General features: G+C 58.4%; 12 protein-coding genes and 8 pseudogenes. 14 read left to right on the top strand and 6 right to left on the bottom strand.

Going from position 1 to position 14,360, the window contains the following annotated elements; all coding sequences use genetic code 11:
• Window positions 1–334 (bottom strand): annotated as a pseudogene (locus AC1DMK_RS28645) (ISAzo13 family transposase); the annotation flags it as partial.
• Between the two features lie 371 nt (window positions 335–705).
• Between AC1DMK_RS28645 and AC1DMK_RS28640 the strand changes: the two are divergent.
• The gene (locus AC1DMK_RS28640) at window positions 706–852 is read left to right on the top strand and encodes a DUF1127 domain-containing protein (RefSeq protein WP_007690640.1); all 147 of its coding nucleotides are present in this window, start codon (window positions 706–708) and stop codon (window positions 850–852) included.
• Window positions 853–1,218: 366 nt separating this feature from the next.
• Here AC1DMK_RS28640 and AC1DMK_RS28635 read toward each other — a convergent pair.
• Window positions 1,219–1,778: pseudogene (locus AC1DMK_RS28635) on the bottom strand (DinB/UmuC family translesion DNA polymerase); the annotation flags it as partial.
• Window positions 1,779–1,879: 101 nt separating this feature from the next.
• On the opposite strand from AC1DMK_RS28635, the pseudogene AC1DMK_RS28630 reads away from it, so the two are divergent.
• From AC1DMK_RS28630 to AC1DMK_RS28610, 5 genes and pseudogenes are all read left to right on the top strand, one after another.
• Window positions 1,880–2,098, top strand: a pseudogene (locus AC1DMK_RS28630) (hypothetical protein); the annotation flags it as partial.
• Between the two features lie 111 nt (window positions 2,099–2,209).
• A complete protein-coding gene (locus AC1DMK_RS28625) occupies window positions 2,210–3,373 on the top strand; it encodes an IS110 family RNA-guided transposase (protein WP_477863706.1) in 1,164 nt (387 codons plus the stop codon).
• A gap of 305 nt (window positions 3,374–3,678) precedes the next feature.
• Window positions 3,679–3,990, top strand: a pseudogene (locus AC1DMK_RS28620) (IS110 family transposase); the annotation flags it as partial.
• Window positions 3,989–4,330, top strand: a pseudogene (locus tag AC1DMK_RS28615) (ATP-binding protein); the annotation flags it as partial. The pseudogenes AC1DMK_RS28620 and AC1DMK_RS28615, both read left to right, overlap by 2 nt.
• Window positions 4,331–4,560: 230 nt before the next feature.
• Window positions 4,561–4,785, top strand: coding sequence for a GDCCVxC domain-containing (seleno)protein (locus AC1DMK_RS28610; protein WP_477863708.1), 225 nt, complete (start codon window positions 4,561–4,563; stop codon window positions 4,783–4,785).
• Between the two features lie 628 nt (window positions 4,786–5,413).
• On the opposite strand, the gene AC1DMK_RS28605 is transcribed toward AC1DMK_RS28610, so the two are convergent.
• Window positions 5,414–5,878: a MarR family winged helix-turn-helix transcriptional regulator gene (locus tag AC1DMK_RS28605; RefSeq protein WP_477863707.1), complete on the bottom strand. Its 465-nt coding sequence runs from the start codon at window positions 5,876–5,878 to the stop codon at window positions 5,414–5,416.
• Window positions 5,879–5,961: 83 nt separating this feature from the next.
• Between AC1DMK_RS28605 and AC1DMK_RS28600 the strand changes: the two genes are divergently transcribed.
• The 4 genes from AC1DMK_RS28600 to AC1DMK_RS28585 all read left to right on the top strand — a co-directional run bounded on the left by AC1DMK_RS28600 (window position 5,962) and on the right by AC1DMK_RS28585 (window position 8,198).
• Window positions 5,962–6,372, top strand: coding sequence for a DoxX family protein (locus tag AC1DMK_RS28600; RefSeq protein ID WP_477863705.1), 411 nt, complete (start codon window positions 5,962–5,964; stop codon window positions 6,370–6,372).
• A gap of 23 nt (window positions 6,373–6,395) precedes the next feature.
• Window positions 6,396–7,079: a glutathione S-transferase family protein gene (locus AC1DMK_RS28595; RefSeq protein ID WP_477863704.1), complete on the top strand. Its 684-nt coding sequence runs from the start codon at window positions 6,396–6,398 to the stop codon at window positions 7,077–7,079.
• A gap of 242 nt (window positions 7,080–7,321) precedes the next feature.
• Window positions 7,322–7,750: an SRPBCC family protein gene (locus AC1DMK_RS28590; protein ID WP_477863703.1), complete on the top strand. Its 429-nt coding sequence runs from the start codon at window positions 7,322–7,324 to the stop codon at window positions 7,748–7,750.
• Window positions 7,743–8,198: a MarR family winged helix-turn-helix transcriptional regulator gene (locus tag AC1DMK_RS28585; protein WP_477863702.1), complete on the top strand. Its 456-nt coding sequence runs from the start codon at window positions 7,743–7,745 to the stop codon at window positions 8,196–8,198. Before AC1DMK_RS28590 ends, AC1DMK_RS28585 begins: the two co-directional genes overlap by 8 nt.
• Window positions 8,199–8,665: 467 nt before the next feature.
• On the opposite strand, the pseudogene AC1DMK_RS28580 reads toward AC1DMK_RS28585, so the two are convergent.
• The 3 genes and pseudogenes from AC1DMK_RS28580 to AC1DMK_RS28570 form a co-directional block, all read right to left on the bottom strand.
• Window positions 8,666–9,316 (bottom strand): annotated as a pseudogene (locus tag AC1DMK_RS28580) (plasmid pRiA4b ORF-3 family protein).
• Between the two features lie 87 nt (window positions 9,317–9,403).
• Window positions 9,404–9,862, bottom strand: a complete 459-nt coding sequence (locus AC1DMK_RS28575; protein ID WP_477863701.1) for a hypothetical protein — start codon at window positions 9,860–9,862, stop codon at window positions 9,404–9,406.
• A 389-nt stretch (window positions 9,863–10,251) separates the two neighbouring features.
• Window positions 10,252–10,471 (bottom strand): annotated as a pseudogene (locus AC1DMK_RS28570) (CapA family protein); the annotation flags it as partial.
• Window positions 10,472–11,085: 614 nt separating this feature from the next.
• On the opposite strand from AC1DMK_RS28570, the gene AC1DMK_RS28565 reads away from it, so the two are divergent.
• The 4 genes and pseudogenes from AC1DMK_RS28565 to AC1DMK_RS28550 all read left to right on the top strand — a co-directional run bounded on the left by AC1DMK_RS28565 (window position 11,086) and on the right by AC1DMK_RS28550 (window position 14,330).
• Window positions 11,086–12,903, top strand: coding sequence for a methyl-accepting chemotaxis protein (locus AC1DMK_RS28565; RefSeq protein WP_477863700.1), 1,818 nt, complete (start codon window positions 11,086–11,088; stop codon window positions 12,901–12,903).
• A gap of 118 nt (window positions 12,904–13,021) precedes the next feature.
• Entirely contained in the window at window positions 13,022–13,363 is a 342-nt protein-coding gene (locus AC1DMK_RS28560; RefSeq protein ID WP_477863699.1) for a hypothetical protein, read from the top strand.
• Window positions 13,364–13,657: 294 nt separating this feature from the next.
• Window positions 13,658–13,924, top strand: coding sequence for a type II toxin-antitoxin system prevent-host-death family antitoxin (locus AC1DMK_RS28555; RefSeq protein WP_477863698.1), 267 nt, complete (start codon window positions 13,658–13,660; stop codon window positions 13,922–13,924).
• Window positions 13,921–14,330, top strand: a pseudogene (locus tag AC1DMK_RS28550) (hypothetical protein). Before AC1DMK_RS28555 ends, AC1DMK_RS28550 begins: the two are co-directional and overlap by 4 nt.
• Window positions 14,331–14,360 lie beyond the last annotated feature (30 nt).

The raw sequence follows: 14,360 nt of genomic DNA, 5'->3' as shown, positions 1-14,360 counted from the left end.
TCGACACCCAGAGCAAGGGCCGCTCGGGATCGCCAAGCGTGGCCGGCTCCACCAGTCGCTTCAACTGCGGAACAAGATCAGGATCAAGCGCGCTCACCGCTTTGCGCCCGCCGCCAGCACGCCGAACCTGCCCCTGCTCCAAAGGTATGGCATCCAGATCGTCCTGTCCGCGATTGATCGTCGACCGCGCCAACCCGGTGATCCGCGAGACCGCCGCAAGCCCGCCCCATCCCGCCGTGCTCGCCTCGGCCGCCGCGAACATCCGACGCCCGCGTTCATCAAGCTTGCGCCCCACTGTCGCCCAACGGTATCTGATGCCATCCTCGTCGATCATGCCATCGACATACGTCTATCTGATCCGGACGGGAATCCCCCGCCCATGAGTCAATCAGACGCACCCTCGACAAATGACGATTCAGTTATTGTTCGGAGCAACCTAAGGAATTCGGCGCACACCTGTCGTCGCGAGCAGCTTACAGCATTGAGTTTCTCCTCTGAGACGCGCCTCCGAAGCTCTTGTCGCGTCAGGCTTAAGAAACAAGCATTTCCCGCGAAAACGGAAAACCCTATGCGCTCAGCGCATAGGTGTGGTGAGGGATTGTCGCTGTTTTAAACCGATTGAAATGTCTATATTCCAATCATTGAAACGACGCCGGAGCCAAGCAAGGTTGCTGACGTCAGAAGCCCTCAGGAAAGGGGATTATCATGAACGTAGCACGCTCTTTCAACAATTGGCGCAAGTTCCGTCAGACCGTTAACGAACTTGGCCGTATGTCCAGCCGTGAATTGCAGGACCTCGGGATCGACCGAGCCGACATCCGTAGCGTCGCGCGTGCATCGGTCGCGCGCTAACCGCACGGACGTATCGTCTCAAAGACTGCTCGACGCCCGCTGATGACGCGGGCGTTTTTGCGTCGGTTTCCTGTGCCTGGGATCCATTTTGGCCGTCGTTCCGTCGCAAGCCTTTCCGGCTTGTATTTCTTGCATAGCTGCAGTGCAGCATAGAGCATAGGAATCGACCATGGTCGGTGTATAACTAGGCTCATCGAAGCGATGCACCTCCTCCCGCAGAGCTTCGAGTTTCAGACGGCCCACTCCTCCTCCCAGGGACGTCTGTAGGAACAGCGGCACTCCTCCTCCCAGTCGCTGTTCGGTTCTTTTCGAAAAGCCTGCCGCACCTCCTCCCGCGGCAGGCTTTTTCGTTTCTGGGCATCTGCGTCAGATACCGAGATCGAGCTGGGACTGGATTTCCGCAGCGCCGGCATTCCATCGTCAGTGACGAAAGCGTGACGCCGAGCAGCCGGACGGGTCGCTTGAATGGATGGATGGTTGCAAGAAGCCCGGACGCCGCCTCGAGGACTTCGGCTATGTTCGCAACTGGAGATACCCCGGTCCGGCTGCGCGTCGCCTGGGTGAAGTCCGAGTATTTGTTTTTGACGGTCACCGTTTTGCCGCTGATGTCATTCGTTTCGCAGTAGCGCCACACCTTCTCCGCAAGCGGTTTCAGCTCAGCTGTCGCCAGATCGAGATCGTCGATATCGTCGATGAAGGTATCCTCCGCCCACGGACTTTCGAATCCGGTCGGGCCTCACCTGTCGCTCGTCGACGCCGCGGGCGATGCCATAAAAATAGGGGCCACATTTGCCAAAATGCTCCTGCAGGAAGGCAAGAGTTTTCGATTTCAGATCGATCCCGGTTTCGATCCCGTATTTGTACAGGCGCTCGGCGGTCGCCGGCCCAACACCGTGGAATTTATTGACGGGCAGGGATTCGACAAAGATTTGCCGGACCGGCGGGCCTGTACCAACAGATGACGACGGACCAGGAGGATCGCGGCGAGATGGCTTCGGTGTTGTCAGCGATGCTTGAACGGCAGTCGACTGACGGCAGCATCAACCGCTATGACGCGTTGAGAAACGGATACTTTGACGAAGGGAGCAAGGGGCTTGAACCTGTTCCGAGTGCTCGGGAAAGCCAGGATCGAGATGAATTGGGGGCCGAGTTGGAGGAGGCGCTTGAGGACAGCTTTCCGGCCAGTGATCCGGTCTCAGCGACGTTCACCAGTATCCCGGGCAGGACCAGGACGTCAGAGACTTGATAACGACTGGTCGACAAGCTTTCCAAGCGCGGAGCCAAGATCCTATGGAGGTGAATAGCGACCGAAGCTCGGGCAGAGTGGAGTCGCCAACCAACTCTGAGGAGGTCCGCAATGCCAGTTGCAGCCAACCGTAACGAAGCTCCAGCCGCTATCCACGTCGATCTTGTCGCAATCTTTGTGTCATTGGAACTCTCGCGATCGAAGTGGCTTGTCACGTCCCTTTCGCCAGGGGCGGGTGAGAAGATGTCAAAGTATATGGTGGCAAGTAGCGATGTTCCGGCATTGCTGGCTCATCTTGCTGAGTTGCAACGCAAGGCGAAGGCTCGGACCGGCCGCAGTTTTCGGATCGTGTCGATCCAGGAGGCTGGTCTCGACGGCTTTTGGATCCACAGGATTCTCGAGCGCGAAGGGATCGAAAGTTATGTCGTCGACCCCGCCTCGATTGCGACATCCCGCCGCCGCCGCCGGGCGAAGACCGACAAGATCGACGGCGAAGCGCTGGTCCGAGCGCTGCTGGCTTATAAGCGAGGTGAGCCTCGGGTTTGCGCGATGCTGCGGATTCCAACGCCGGAAGAGGAAGACCGCCGCCGGCTTGTGCGTGAACGTAAGGCGCTGACCAACGAGCGCGTCCGCCACGTCAACCGGGTGAAGGGCCTTTTATTCGGTCAGGGTGTGTCTGGCTACGAACCGTTGCGGCGCGATCGGCGCAAGTGTTTGGACGCGCTTGGGACCGGAGATGGACGGCCGCTGCCGCCAGCGCTGAAAGCGCAAATCAGTCGCGAGCTCGATCGCATCGAGCTACTGTTGGAGCAGATCAAGGAGGTCGAGCGCATGCGCGACCTGATGCTAGCCGCCGCGTCGTCATCGTCGCCAGCACCGGCACTTCTGCTCAATCTCAAGGGTATCGGCTCAGAGTTCGCCGCCGTTCTTTGGTCTGAAGGGCTGTGTCGTCACTTTGACAATCGAAGGCAGGTTGCTGCCTATGCAGGCCTTGCGCCAACGCCTTGGCAAAGCGGCCAGATCGATCGCGACCAAGGCGTATCCAAGGCTGGCAATCCCAAGCTGCGGACAACTCTTGTCCAGGTCGCCTGGCTCTGGCTACACCACCAGCCCGACTCAGCGCTCAGCCTTTGGTTCAAGGAGCGAGTGACGCAAAATGGAGGACGACAGAAGAAGTCGACGATCGTCGCGCTCGCCCGCAAGTTGCTTGTTGCGCTGTGGAAATACATCGCCGCTGGCGTCGTGATCGAAGGGGCTGTCCTGACGACAGCCTGAACCCACTTTACACCAGCTTAAGTAATCTCCTGGGACAAACGAGTCCCGGTAGATCCGAGGCAGACAAACCGCAGTGAAGCATGGCTCAAAAAGCCGCCGTCCAAGAATGGTATTGTCCCCTTGAGCTCAAATCCGCCGCAAGCGGGATGTTGGTCTAGCTGCCCTGGCCGCTAACCGTATATAAGTTGGATCGGGTTCGTTCGCGAACCGCGTCATGCAAATGAGCTCATACCCGGATCTGCAAAACGACAAACGGAACTTAAAATGTCGCCATAGCGGCAATTTTACCTTGCACCCCCCCATATAAGCTTCACTTCTGCTACGAGGCCGGCCCGACCGGCTACGGTCTTTACTGTCAGATTATCGAACTGGGGCATGAATGCGTTGTGGTCGCACCATCTCTGGTGCCCAAGCGTGCGGGCGACCGGGTGAAGACAAACCGCCGGGATGCCGTAAGTCTGGCACGTCTACACAGGGCGGGCGAGCTGACCTCAGTCTGGGTTCCGGACAAAGGTCATGAGGCCATGCGCGATCTGGTGCGAGCTCGCGAGGTTGCCAACTACGCGCTGAAGCAGGCGCGACAGCAGATTCAATCTTTCTTGTTACGTCACGGCCGACGAGTTGGGTTACCTGCCTTTCGAGGCCAATGCCGCCCATTTGTTCTTCCAGCTTGTATCCCGTCGCTATGAGCGGGGCTCGATCCTGATCACCTCAAATCGCTCGGTTGGCGAATGGGGAAGTGTCTTTGGGGATTCGGTCGTGGCCACGGCGATATTGGATAGATTACTTCACCATTCGACGGTGATGACCATCCGAGGGGACAGCTACCGGCTTCGCGAAAAGCGCCACTCCGGCCTTCTGCAGAAGGCCGGAGTGGYGGTCGAGACCAACGAAACCACAAATCAATGGGGTCAGCTCTTCAATTCGGCAAGGGGGTCAATTCTTCGCTTCGCGTGACATGAGGTCTTCATCGAGACCTAGAGTGCTGTTCCATGGCAATTGGGTCGATCTGCGAGGGCCTTTCTCGGCGGATACTTTCTCGGCATTGTGCCGAATGGGTTCCTGTTACCAACTCTCCCGTGATCCTGCTGATTTCCGCCGTGAAGGTCTGGCGGCACAAATGAGTAAGATTTAAGTTCGCTTCAGGATCTACCGAACGCGTCCTTAAGGCGAACACGAGAATGCTGATACAGCTCCAATCAACGCTCACCTGTCCCAATTGCGGAAAGCAGGCAATGGAAACAATGCCCACCGATGCATGCCAGTTCTTCTATGAATGCACGAACTGCGGCACAATGCTTAGGCCAGAAGCCGGGGACTGCTGCGTGTTCTGTTCCTACGGCGATGTGCCGTGCCCTCCTTTTCAAGAGACCGAGCACGGGGGAACCGCGAGCTGTTGCGCTGCCTCCTAACGCACAAGGAAGCGCGCTCTTGACGTCGTCACGCTAGGCTCGGCAATACCGCCGACACTAGCCGCTCGACGCTTTGGCCGAGCAACTGAACGCCGGGGGTTGGAATCGTCCCGCCCGAGGAAGTAGACGCACGCCTCGAGGAGATGGCGGAATTCTATCGGGTGATGCGCGGCGCCATGGAAGACGCCATGAGCCGCTGGAAGCGGGGTCGGCGCCGGCGGTGAAGGATGAATTCCCCTGGCGACGCACGCCGCGCGGAAGAATCAACAGCTTCGAAGTGAGAGGCAAGAAATGGGTCTCATTCTCAATGCTATCATCCAGACGATCGTCTGGTACCGCTTCATGGGCGCGATCATCTTCGCTGCTGCAGGCACGACAGAATACACCTCGCTGCGTCCCCCCTCTTAAACGCGGTCGCAGGCTTGCCCAGCAGGGTTTGGAGCATGCGGGTATTCACATATTCGAGCATGAAGGGCAGCTACCTGCATCTGTGGAACCCAAAATGGCCCCAAGCTCCAAAAAGCAGCCTCGTTGCGCCTTTCTCGGCGTCGAAATTAGGAATTTTTGGATTTATCGGGCGGCCACAAGGAAGATGCAATCAGCCATCTAGAGAGTTTTTGGACGCTCTTTAGGAGTTGCGCGACAGCACGGCCAATAATCCGGCCAATTGATCGGCTTGGGCATTGTCCAGCTTGTCGCCTAGATGACGTTGGATTGCTGGAGCATAGACGCTCCACATGCGCGCCTGCATTGCCCGGCCGCCCTCGGTGATAAGAACCCACCGGCCCCGGCCGTCCTCGGCGAACACCTCGCGCTGAATGAGACCGGCCGTCTCCATCCGGTCGAGAAGACGAGACAGGTTGTGTTGCGCAAGCAACGTGCGTTCCTCGATCTCATAGGGCCGCAGGCGCCCGTTCTCGGCCCGCGACAGCTCTAGCAACACGTCATACCAGCCGAGCGGCGGTAACCCGGCTGCCTTTAAATCCCCGTCGATTGCGGCAAGCACGAGCTGCTGAGCACGCATGAGGCGCACCCATGCGCTGGTGACAGATGGCGAGGGCTGTGAGGTTCTGCTATCTGAACAGTCGGACATGAATGCAATTACATCTATATTGACCGGCAAGACAAGGCCTCATATAGATGCATCTGCATTTATATCGAGCGGAGACCTTTCCCATGACCCAGGAGCGACTGACGGACTACGGGGTGACGCTGCTGCGCGTCAGCCTTGGCGTGATGTATCTCGCCCACAGCATCGTGCTCAAAATGCTCAGCTTCGGCCCTGCTGGCACGGCGGGCTATTTCGAGTCTATCGGCCTGCCCGGATGGCTGGCCTACGTCACCTTTGTCGCCGAAGCCGTGGGTGGAGCGATGCTGGTTCTCGGCATCTATGCCCGTTGGGCGGCTGTGGCGCTGATCCCGGCGCTCCTCGGCGCGATTATCTGGGCGCATGCCGGCAACGGATGGGTGCTCAACGCGCCGAACGGGGGTTGGGAATATCCACTCTACCTCCTCGTCTTGTCCATCGCGCAATTCCTGCTTGGCGACGGGCGCTATGCGCTCCGTCCCTCTCCCGCTCTTCGCTGAATCTGCCCCAAGGAGATTTCGTCATGTCCGACGCAAAGCTGGCCCTCATCAGCCACCACCTTTGCCCCTACGTCCAGCGGGCCGCTATCGCCTTGGTCGAAAAGGGCGTGCCCTTCGAGCGCCGCTATGTCGATCTGGCCGCAAAACCTGACTGGTTCCTCGCCATTTCTCCGCTCGGCAAGGTGCCCCTGCTGATCGTGCGGCAGGATGGTGGCAAGGAAGCTGCGCTGTTCGAGAGCGCCGTCATCTGCGAATACCTCGAAGAAACGCAGGCAGGCGCTCCCCTCCATCCCTCCGATCCGCTGACGCGGGCGCGGCATCGTGGGTGGATCGAGTTCGGTTCCTCGATCCTTTCGGACCTATGGGGATTCGAGACAGCCAAGGATGCCGAAGCCTATGAGGCCAAGCGTAAGGCGCTCATACAAAAGTTCGGCCGCATCGAGGCTGAACTGGGCGACGGACCATTCTTCGCCGGCGAGGTGTTTAGCCTCGTCGATGCGGTTTTCGCACCGATCTTCCGCTACTTCGACGTTTTCGACCTGATCGCACCTGTCGGCATCTTTGACGCGCTGCCCCGCGTCACGACATGGCGAAATGCACTGGCTGTACGCCAGAGCGTGCGCGAGGCCGTCACCGACGACTATGGCGATCGGCTCAAGGTCTTCCTCAAGCAACATGACGCATGGTTGCTTAACGTTTCCGTCTGATACGACATTGCATCCGTTTCGGGGTTGGGAGTGTTTCTCGGCCTGGCATGGGAGCGGCGGAAACGCATTTGCTTCGGCGCTTTAGCCTCAAAAGTCATGATGTTCCTCAGACACTGACCGAACTGAGATCACCTGACGAATCATGTCGCAGATATCAGCCGCAAGAACCGCTTGACACATAGTCTGTGCACGGATAATGAGTGCGCAGACTATTTTTAATACCAACTGGAGCAAAGCACGTCATGTGGACCAACGAATTTACTGCGATCTCTCCTCTCTCCGCGAGATCGATTTGGGAAGCACTCAAAGCACTGCATGAAGGTCGGCTCTCGTATGAGGGGTCAGACACCTTTGTTCTTCACGGGCCGTTCGCTGAAGGTACACGTCTTTCAGTGACACCTGCGGGACAAGAAACATTCGAATCGCGGATTGTCGATCTGGTCGATAACGTGACTTACGCCGATGAAACGTCATTCGGTGATCTTAAGTTGCTATTCCGCCATACGTTGAAGCCAGTCGAGGAAGGAACGCAAGTGACGCATCGGCTCGAGATTTCGGGGCCATCAGCCGCAGACGTAGGGCCTGAACTCGGTCCTCAAATCAGTGGAGATTTTGATGTGTCCATGGCGCGGCTATTCGAGTGCGCAAAGGCGTTTGAAAACCATGAGTGACGAGCCAAAGCTGGGAACGCGCTACAAGGAGGCCTCAGAGAGTCCTGGATTGCTTCTCTGGCGGACCACCATGCGGTGGCAGCGCGTGATGACGGCGGTGCTCGCACCGCTGGATCTAACCCATGTTCAGTTCGTCCTCCTGGCCTCAGCGATGTGGCTTGGACGCACCGGCAAGCCGCCCAATCAGGCTCAGCTTGCCGGTCAGGCTGGTACAGATATCAAGATGACGTCCGACGTCCTTGCACGGCTGGAGTCGAAGGGGTTGATCACAAGACAACTCGATCCCAGCGACTCCCGTGCGAAAGTGATCAGGGCGACCTCTATTGGCATCGACGTTGCGAAGAGAGCAATCACGGCGGTGGAGACGGCCGATGCAGCTTTTTTCGCGACCGTTGAGAACGCAGATTTGGTCAAGATATTGCGGCCTCTGGCCGGAGATATCGACTAGATACGCATCGCTCCGGAATGTCGGAGCGTCTCTAGAACGGCCGACAGGGAACGACGTATCGGCTGTTCGCTTTCTCCTATCCCGCCAAGACGGAAGAGTATCATATCCAATAGCAATCTTCTTTATCTGACTAACGCAGCGGCGAGCGCACAATGGCACACCAATTGCTGAGCCAATGGCGCGACAATACTGATACCACAGTCGGAGGTAGAATTCGGCCGCAGCATCGCGCATCGCATGCGGGTCAATCCCGTCTCGGCGGGAGCCTGAGCTATGGCGCGCGCGTGTATCGCCGTGGCCGGGACTGGATCCACAGCAAGATGGACGATGGATGCAGGTTCTTGCCATCGCAGGATGTTCCGACCGATGATGTCATTCCGGCGCGATGGCGCAGGTCATCGACGGCGATGAACGCGTGAACCGGATCAGCTACGAGCTTTGCGCATTTTAGGTGTAGCCGGTCGGCGTCAATCACGATGGCTTTCTCGACGGAAGCGATAGCCGCCCTTTGATGCGCGTATTGCTTTGGCGATAGCCTTGTTGATGTCGTCGAGATTACAGGACTACGGGTGGAACTTGCGGCCAACCCATCGATGCATGTCTTTGTGTTCTTCATGGTCTGGGTCGAGCCAGGCCTCAAGGAAGTTGGCATAGCCTGAAGGCCCACCAGCGTCTTCGGGAGGTCCTGAGCGTGCGGCGGCGATACAGCGAGGATATTTGGCGCTCTCCTCGCGCGCGACGCGCTCCAAGCGCAGCAGATGACGCCAATTATCGCCAAAGTCGTATTCGTAGAGAATCGTGAGAGGGTTTTCCTCGGGATCGTAGGGAAAGTAAAGGTCGATCATCCTGACCTCGGTCGCCTCGAAGGTCCGGCTGTCGGACAGACCGTCCTCATCGAACTCCGGGGCACCATAGATAAGACCGCCAATATTGAACTGATGCAAATGACTGTCGGTCCAGCCAAAGGCGGCCTGCAGCACCTCGTGGAGTTGGGCGAGGTTGAGAGTGATTGGCAGTTCGAGAGTGCGGCTGATCTTGGGCTCGATGCCGAGGATATGAACCTCGGCGCGCACAATGAAGCTAACTGGATCGAAGGGGTCAAGCATGCCGCAGATCATGCCGCGCACGAGTGTCGCAGGCAATGGATGGGGCGAAAATTGTCCTTCGACGAGCGCAGCGACACCAATCGCCAATCGTAGACGACGTCAGGATTTTGGCCCGCGCGGGAGGGCCACCGGCTTCATGGCGCGATCGCGCTCAGTGATCAGGCGAGCATTATGACGCTTCTGCCGCTCAACTTCAGTTTCGGCTTCGAGGATGCGCTTCAGCCGCTCCTCGATCTGCAAGACCTGGATCAGAGCGCGCTGCTGGGCGAGTTTGTCCTCCCAGGCCGCCAGCTTTTCGGGGACGATTTTGCGATCGCTGGCGCGACGCAACTCATCGATCATCGAGCGATAGTTGGTGTAGATCGCGTTGCGGCTGACACGCGCCTCACGTGCGAGCGTTGCAACGGTCAGACGGTAGGATCGCTTTTGCAGGTCTGGGTGGGCAGTCCCTTCACCAGGCGCTCCAGAGCCTCCCGCAGCTTGCGGTCCGTGTTGCGCAGGCGTTTTTCGTGCGGCGTCAGCGCCGGTTTTGCTGGGCTTACACGCCATCGCGACCACCTCTCCATGATCGAGTTCACTGCCGCCGGATATCCGGGCAGTCTACGATGAAGTCGCTCTGGCGGTAAGCGTCCCTTCATTGCAGTCTTCGCGCACTCTCGTCGAAAAATTGGGGGTATAAGACGAAATGGCTGGGCGCAGGGATTCTGATCGCGATCTGTGCCGCCTTTGCACATATTCTCACCTTGAAGCAGTCGATCCGGAATATCGTGCACGTCATGCGCAGCCTGGCGAATGGTCAGCTCGCCGCTTCAATCGATGGGCAGTCGCGCAAGGATGRGATCGGCGGGGGCCTCCACACGGATTGAGATGGTCGTGGACGTAATCGAGAATCTGGCCTTCCAAATCAGGACCCCCATTTTGATCGCCGCCCGGTTAACGCTACAGTGCCGTTCGAACGTGTCGGTGTCGACGTCTATTACCTTGGTCAGCCCTAGCCGGTTCACCCCGGACCTCGGGACAACCGTTGGCGGCGTCCGCAGCGTACATGAAATCGGGTCCTGGACCTCCATCCATGGCGACGAGGGCCACCTTCCTACCACCAAGCGAACCTTTCGCAGCGCGAGTTGCCCCTGTGTGATTGCGACCGATGCCGGCATGAAGGAAGCCGCAGACTTCGCCGAAACCGCTGGGTCGAGCCAATCAGCCTAGGCGTTGCGCTCTAATCGGCCTGGTCTACGGCTTTATGCTCGAGGGGCGATCGCCGAGCGTCGCCGAGGCGATCGGAGCGACGTTGCAGTTCGCCGGCGTCTTTTCTGCAATAGCGGTTTTCAATCGGTCGCAATCATCAGGGCAGCTGTCGCAAGAATCACTCGCATAAATGGACCCGTCACGGCTTGGTAGCGCCAGTGAAAAAGCCCTCGAGTTCGGCAAACCCCATGGCCTGCTGCTGTGCGAACTCAAACGTCCCGCTACGTAAGTTGCGTGGAAGGGATATCCTTGCGGAATATGAATATTTGCTCGTGCGCCTATGTAGGAGAAGGCGGACGTGTTGAGCCGGTACTTAATCGTAAGGTAACAATAATCATATAATTTGCCGTTATACGAGAACGTCGCCTGTATCGTCCACTTAAGTGGAAACTGGTGGCATGACGCCAAGCGTTCCCTGCCGGCGCAATCCGGAATTTTCTCCTGCCGTGTCGTTGAGCCGCAATCTGTCCGCAAATCGAGGATTCCATGGCTCTTCGAAGCGGCATGGAAAGTGGTTTTTATGGAGATATTGCATGAAACTGTCTATTGCACGAGGCTTGGTGATTTTCGGCGCGATCGTCACTGCAGGCTTGATGATTTCGATCGGAATAAAAACATACGCCTTCAACAAACTGCGGGTGAATGGACCGATCTACACGCAAGTGGTCTACGGTAAGGATCTGGTCGCAGATATTCTCCCGCCGCCATTGTACACGGTCGAATCCTATATGCTGGCGATGGAGGCGGTATCGAGCCCCGAACTGGCCGAAGTCAACCTCACCAAGATCGCCGCCCTGAAAAGGGCCTATGACGATCGGCGCGCGTACTGGAAAGCATCGAGCGCTCCGCAGCCGTTGATGTCAAAGCTGGAGAACGACGTCCTGGCGAGAGCCGATGTTTACTGGCAGGAGATGGAAACCAAGTTCCTGGCCCCGTTCAAAGCCGGTGATCCGACCCTGGCTGCCAATGCGATGCCGGAGTTGAAGGCGACCTTCCACAACCACGAGAGTGCGGTCAACGAGCTCGTCGTTATGGCCGACGCTTTTCTCAAGCAGGAAGAAGCTGGCGCTGCTGCGGAGACAAGTTGGCTCTCGATGGCCGCCACCATCAGTTCGGCACTTTCTGTCCTGATGCTGCTCGCCGGCCTATGGTTTTTCCGCCATCGCGCGGTGAAACCCCTGGCCGCGATGTCCGGCTATATGCAGATGCTGGCCGCCGGTGATTACAGCCGCGAGGTGCCTTACGTCGAACGCGCCGACGAGATCGGTGCCGTCGCCACGTCCGTTGCGATCTTCCGCCAGTCGGCGATCGAGCGCCGCACCGCGCGCGAACGAGCGGACGACGAGCGGCGCTACCAAGACGAGCAGGAGGCGTTGCGTGGGCAACAGAAAGCGGTCGAGGAGGGGAGCCGGCTGAAGGTAATCGAAGAGCTTACCCACGGGCTGGAACGGCTTTCGGTGGGTGATCTCACGATTCGCATCGAGCAGGCATTTTCGTCGGAGTATGAAGAGCTGAGGGCAGAATTCAACACCAGCGTCGAGCGGCTCGCCGAAACGATTTCCAGCGTCTTGCATGCGACTGCCCGGCTGCGCACGAGTTCCTCGGAAATCGCCGGTGCGACGGACGACCTAGCAAAGCGGACCGAGCAGCAGGCCGCTTCGTTGGAGCAAACCGCCTCGGCTTTCGACGAGATCACGGTGACGGTGCGCAATTCCTCCGAGCGCGCGCGGGAAGCCAACCTGGTGATGACCGCCGCCAAAGACAGCGCGGAAAAAACGGCGATTGTCGTGCGCGGCGCCGTCGCCGCCATGGAGCGCATTGCGGGCTCATCGACGGAGATTCGCCAGATCATCAATGTCATCGACGAGATCGCCTTCCAGACCAATCTTCTGGCGTTGAACGCCGGTGTCGAGGCCGCTCGCGCTGGCGAGGCGGGCAAGGGTTTTGCCGTCGTTGCGCAGGAGGTCCGCGAGTTGGCCGGCCGCTCCGCGAAGGCGGCGAAAGAAATCAAGACGCTGATCGAAACATCGGGACGTGAAGTCGCCGGTGGCGTAGAACTCGTCAACCAGACCGGTGAAGCGTTAACGGGCATTGAGGTGCACGTGCAGCAGGTTACCGGCCTGATCGGCGTCATCGTCACAGCTTCGGATGAACAATCGGCTGCATTGTCCGATATCAATGCCGCTCTCCACCGGATGGACCAGATGACTCAGCAAAATGCGGCGATGGTCGAAGAGACAAATGCCGCGTGTCGGGAGCTCAGCAATGAGGTGCAGGATCTCGACCGAGCTGCGGGCCGATTCCAGGCTGCGGGAAGGGGCCATCCGCCTGCTGCGCGCAGAGCTGCTTAGGCGGGAATGGTGTTCTGTGAAGCGCTCCAAGCTGCTGGACCAGCGGGTTTTCGACACGAAGCCGCTGTCTGGAGATTGGTGAAGACCTCTTCCGGCGGCCCCGATCTCGTGCAGATGCATGGTGACGACGCAGCTACAGACAAATCGCGCAAACTTCATCTCGTGCGTGGCCATGTGCAAGGTTCTCGGCTGCTGTCGCACTTTGAGCGTCGATGGGCGGGCCGGGTCAATAACCAACAAGATTGCCGCCGCTGCCGACGTCGCTAACCCTACCCGCATCCTGTCGGTGGCATTGCTATACCTCGGCAAAGGCGCGAACGGTCATGGCGGTAGCTCCGACGGCATTGATGGGAATGGCGAAAAACTGGAAGCCGTCGTTTGGCAGAAGATTCAGATCGCGCAGGTTCTCGACCATCAGGATATCACGCTCACGATGGGCCTCATTCGAGACTCAATTTGACCGAGCAATTGGGTTGGACCAAGCTAAGGCATTGATCCGGTGAGGCGCGTCCAGAGCAGGGTTGACGGTTTCGCCACCTGTCGTTTCCATGATCAGGTCCACTCCGCGACCGCCGATCTATTGCTGGTCGCGCGGTTTTCATGCTGCGCTCAATGACCCCGTCCACCTGGTCCCGCCGACGGGCCGGGCTAAAGTGTGGAATAGGCAGTGTTTACAACAATGATGTAAATGCTGTATTTGTGTCTGTGCAAACGCTATAATCGCGTAAGCACAGACCCATCCATGGAGATCATCATGCCCCGTACCGGTGGTTCCTATTCGACAAGCGATCTTTCCCGAAAATCCGGCGATATCATCGCCGAGGCGTTGCGCCATCCGGTCACAATCACGCAACGCAACAAGCCACGCCTCGTGCTTCTCAATATCGATGACTACGAACGGCTGATGCGGCATTCCGATGCTCGGACAGTCGGCAGGCTTGAAACGATGTCGCGCGAACCGATCGACGAATTCGAGGCCGCGGTCGACGCCTATGCGGAGACCGACGAGGCCACCCGGTGAGCGACTATGACGACATCCAGACCGCGACGGTCATCCGCTATCCCTATCTCTGGGCAAGGGAGGCGGGCAAGGGTGAAACTGAGGGCCGGAACCGGTTGCCGTTGGTGTGAGGCTTTCACGAGCTGACGGTGATCTGGTTCTGTTTTTCCCAATCACCACGAAGCAGCCGGAGAAGGCTCGTTTCGCCGCGGAAATACCCACCATCGAGAAGCGGCGGGCTGGCCTCGATGCATATCTACGGCTCTGGATCATCCTTGATGAATTCAACAGCGATATCGTCAGCCGCTCCTTCTACCTTGAGCCCGAACCACCCATAGGTCGGTTTAGCAAGGCCTTCTTCCTTCCCCTTCTCCGCGAGTTCATCGCGCGCCGCAAATCGCTTACCGAGATCAGCCGGTCCAAATAGTGCCTGGAGATTAGTCCCGCCGAGCGACGA

It is taken from the genome of Rhizobium sp. 05L419 (assembly GCF_056397845.1).
The sequence above is the reverse complement of the archived record's forward strand: the minus strand, read 5'-3'. Positions and strand labels throughout refer to the sequence as shown.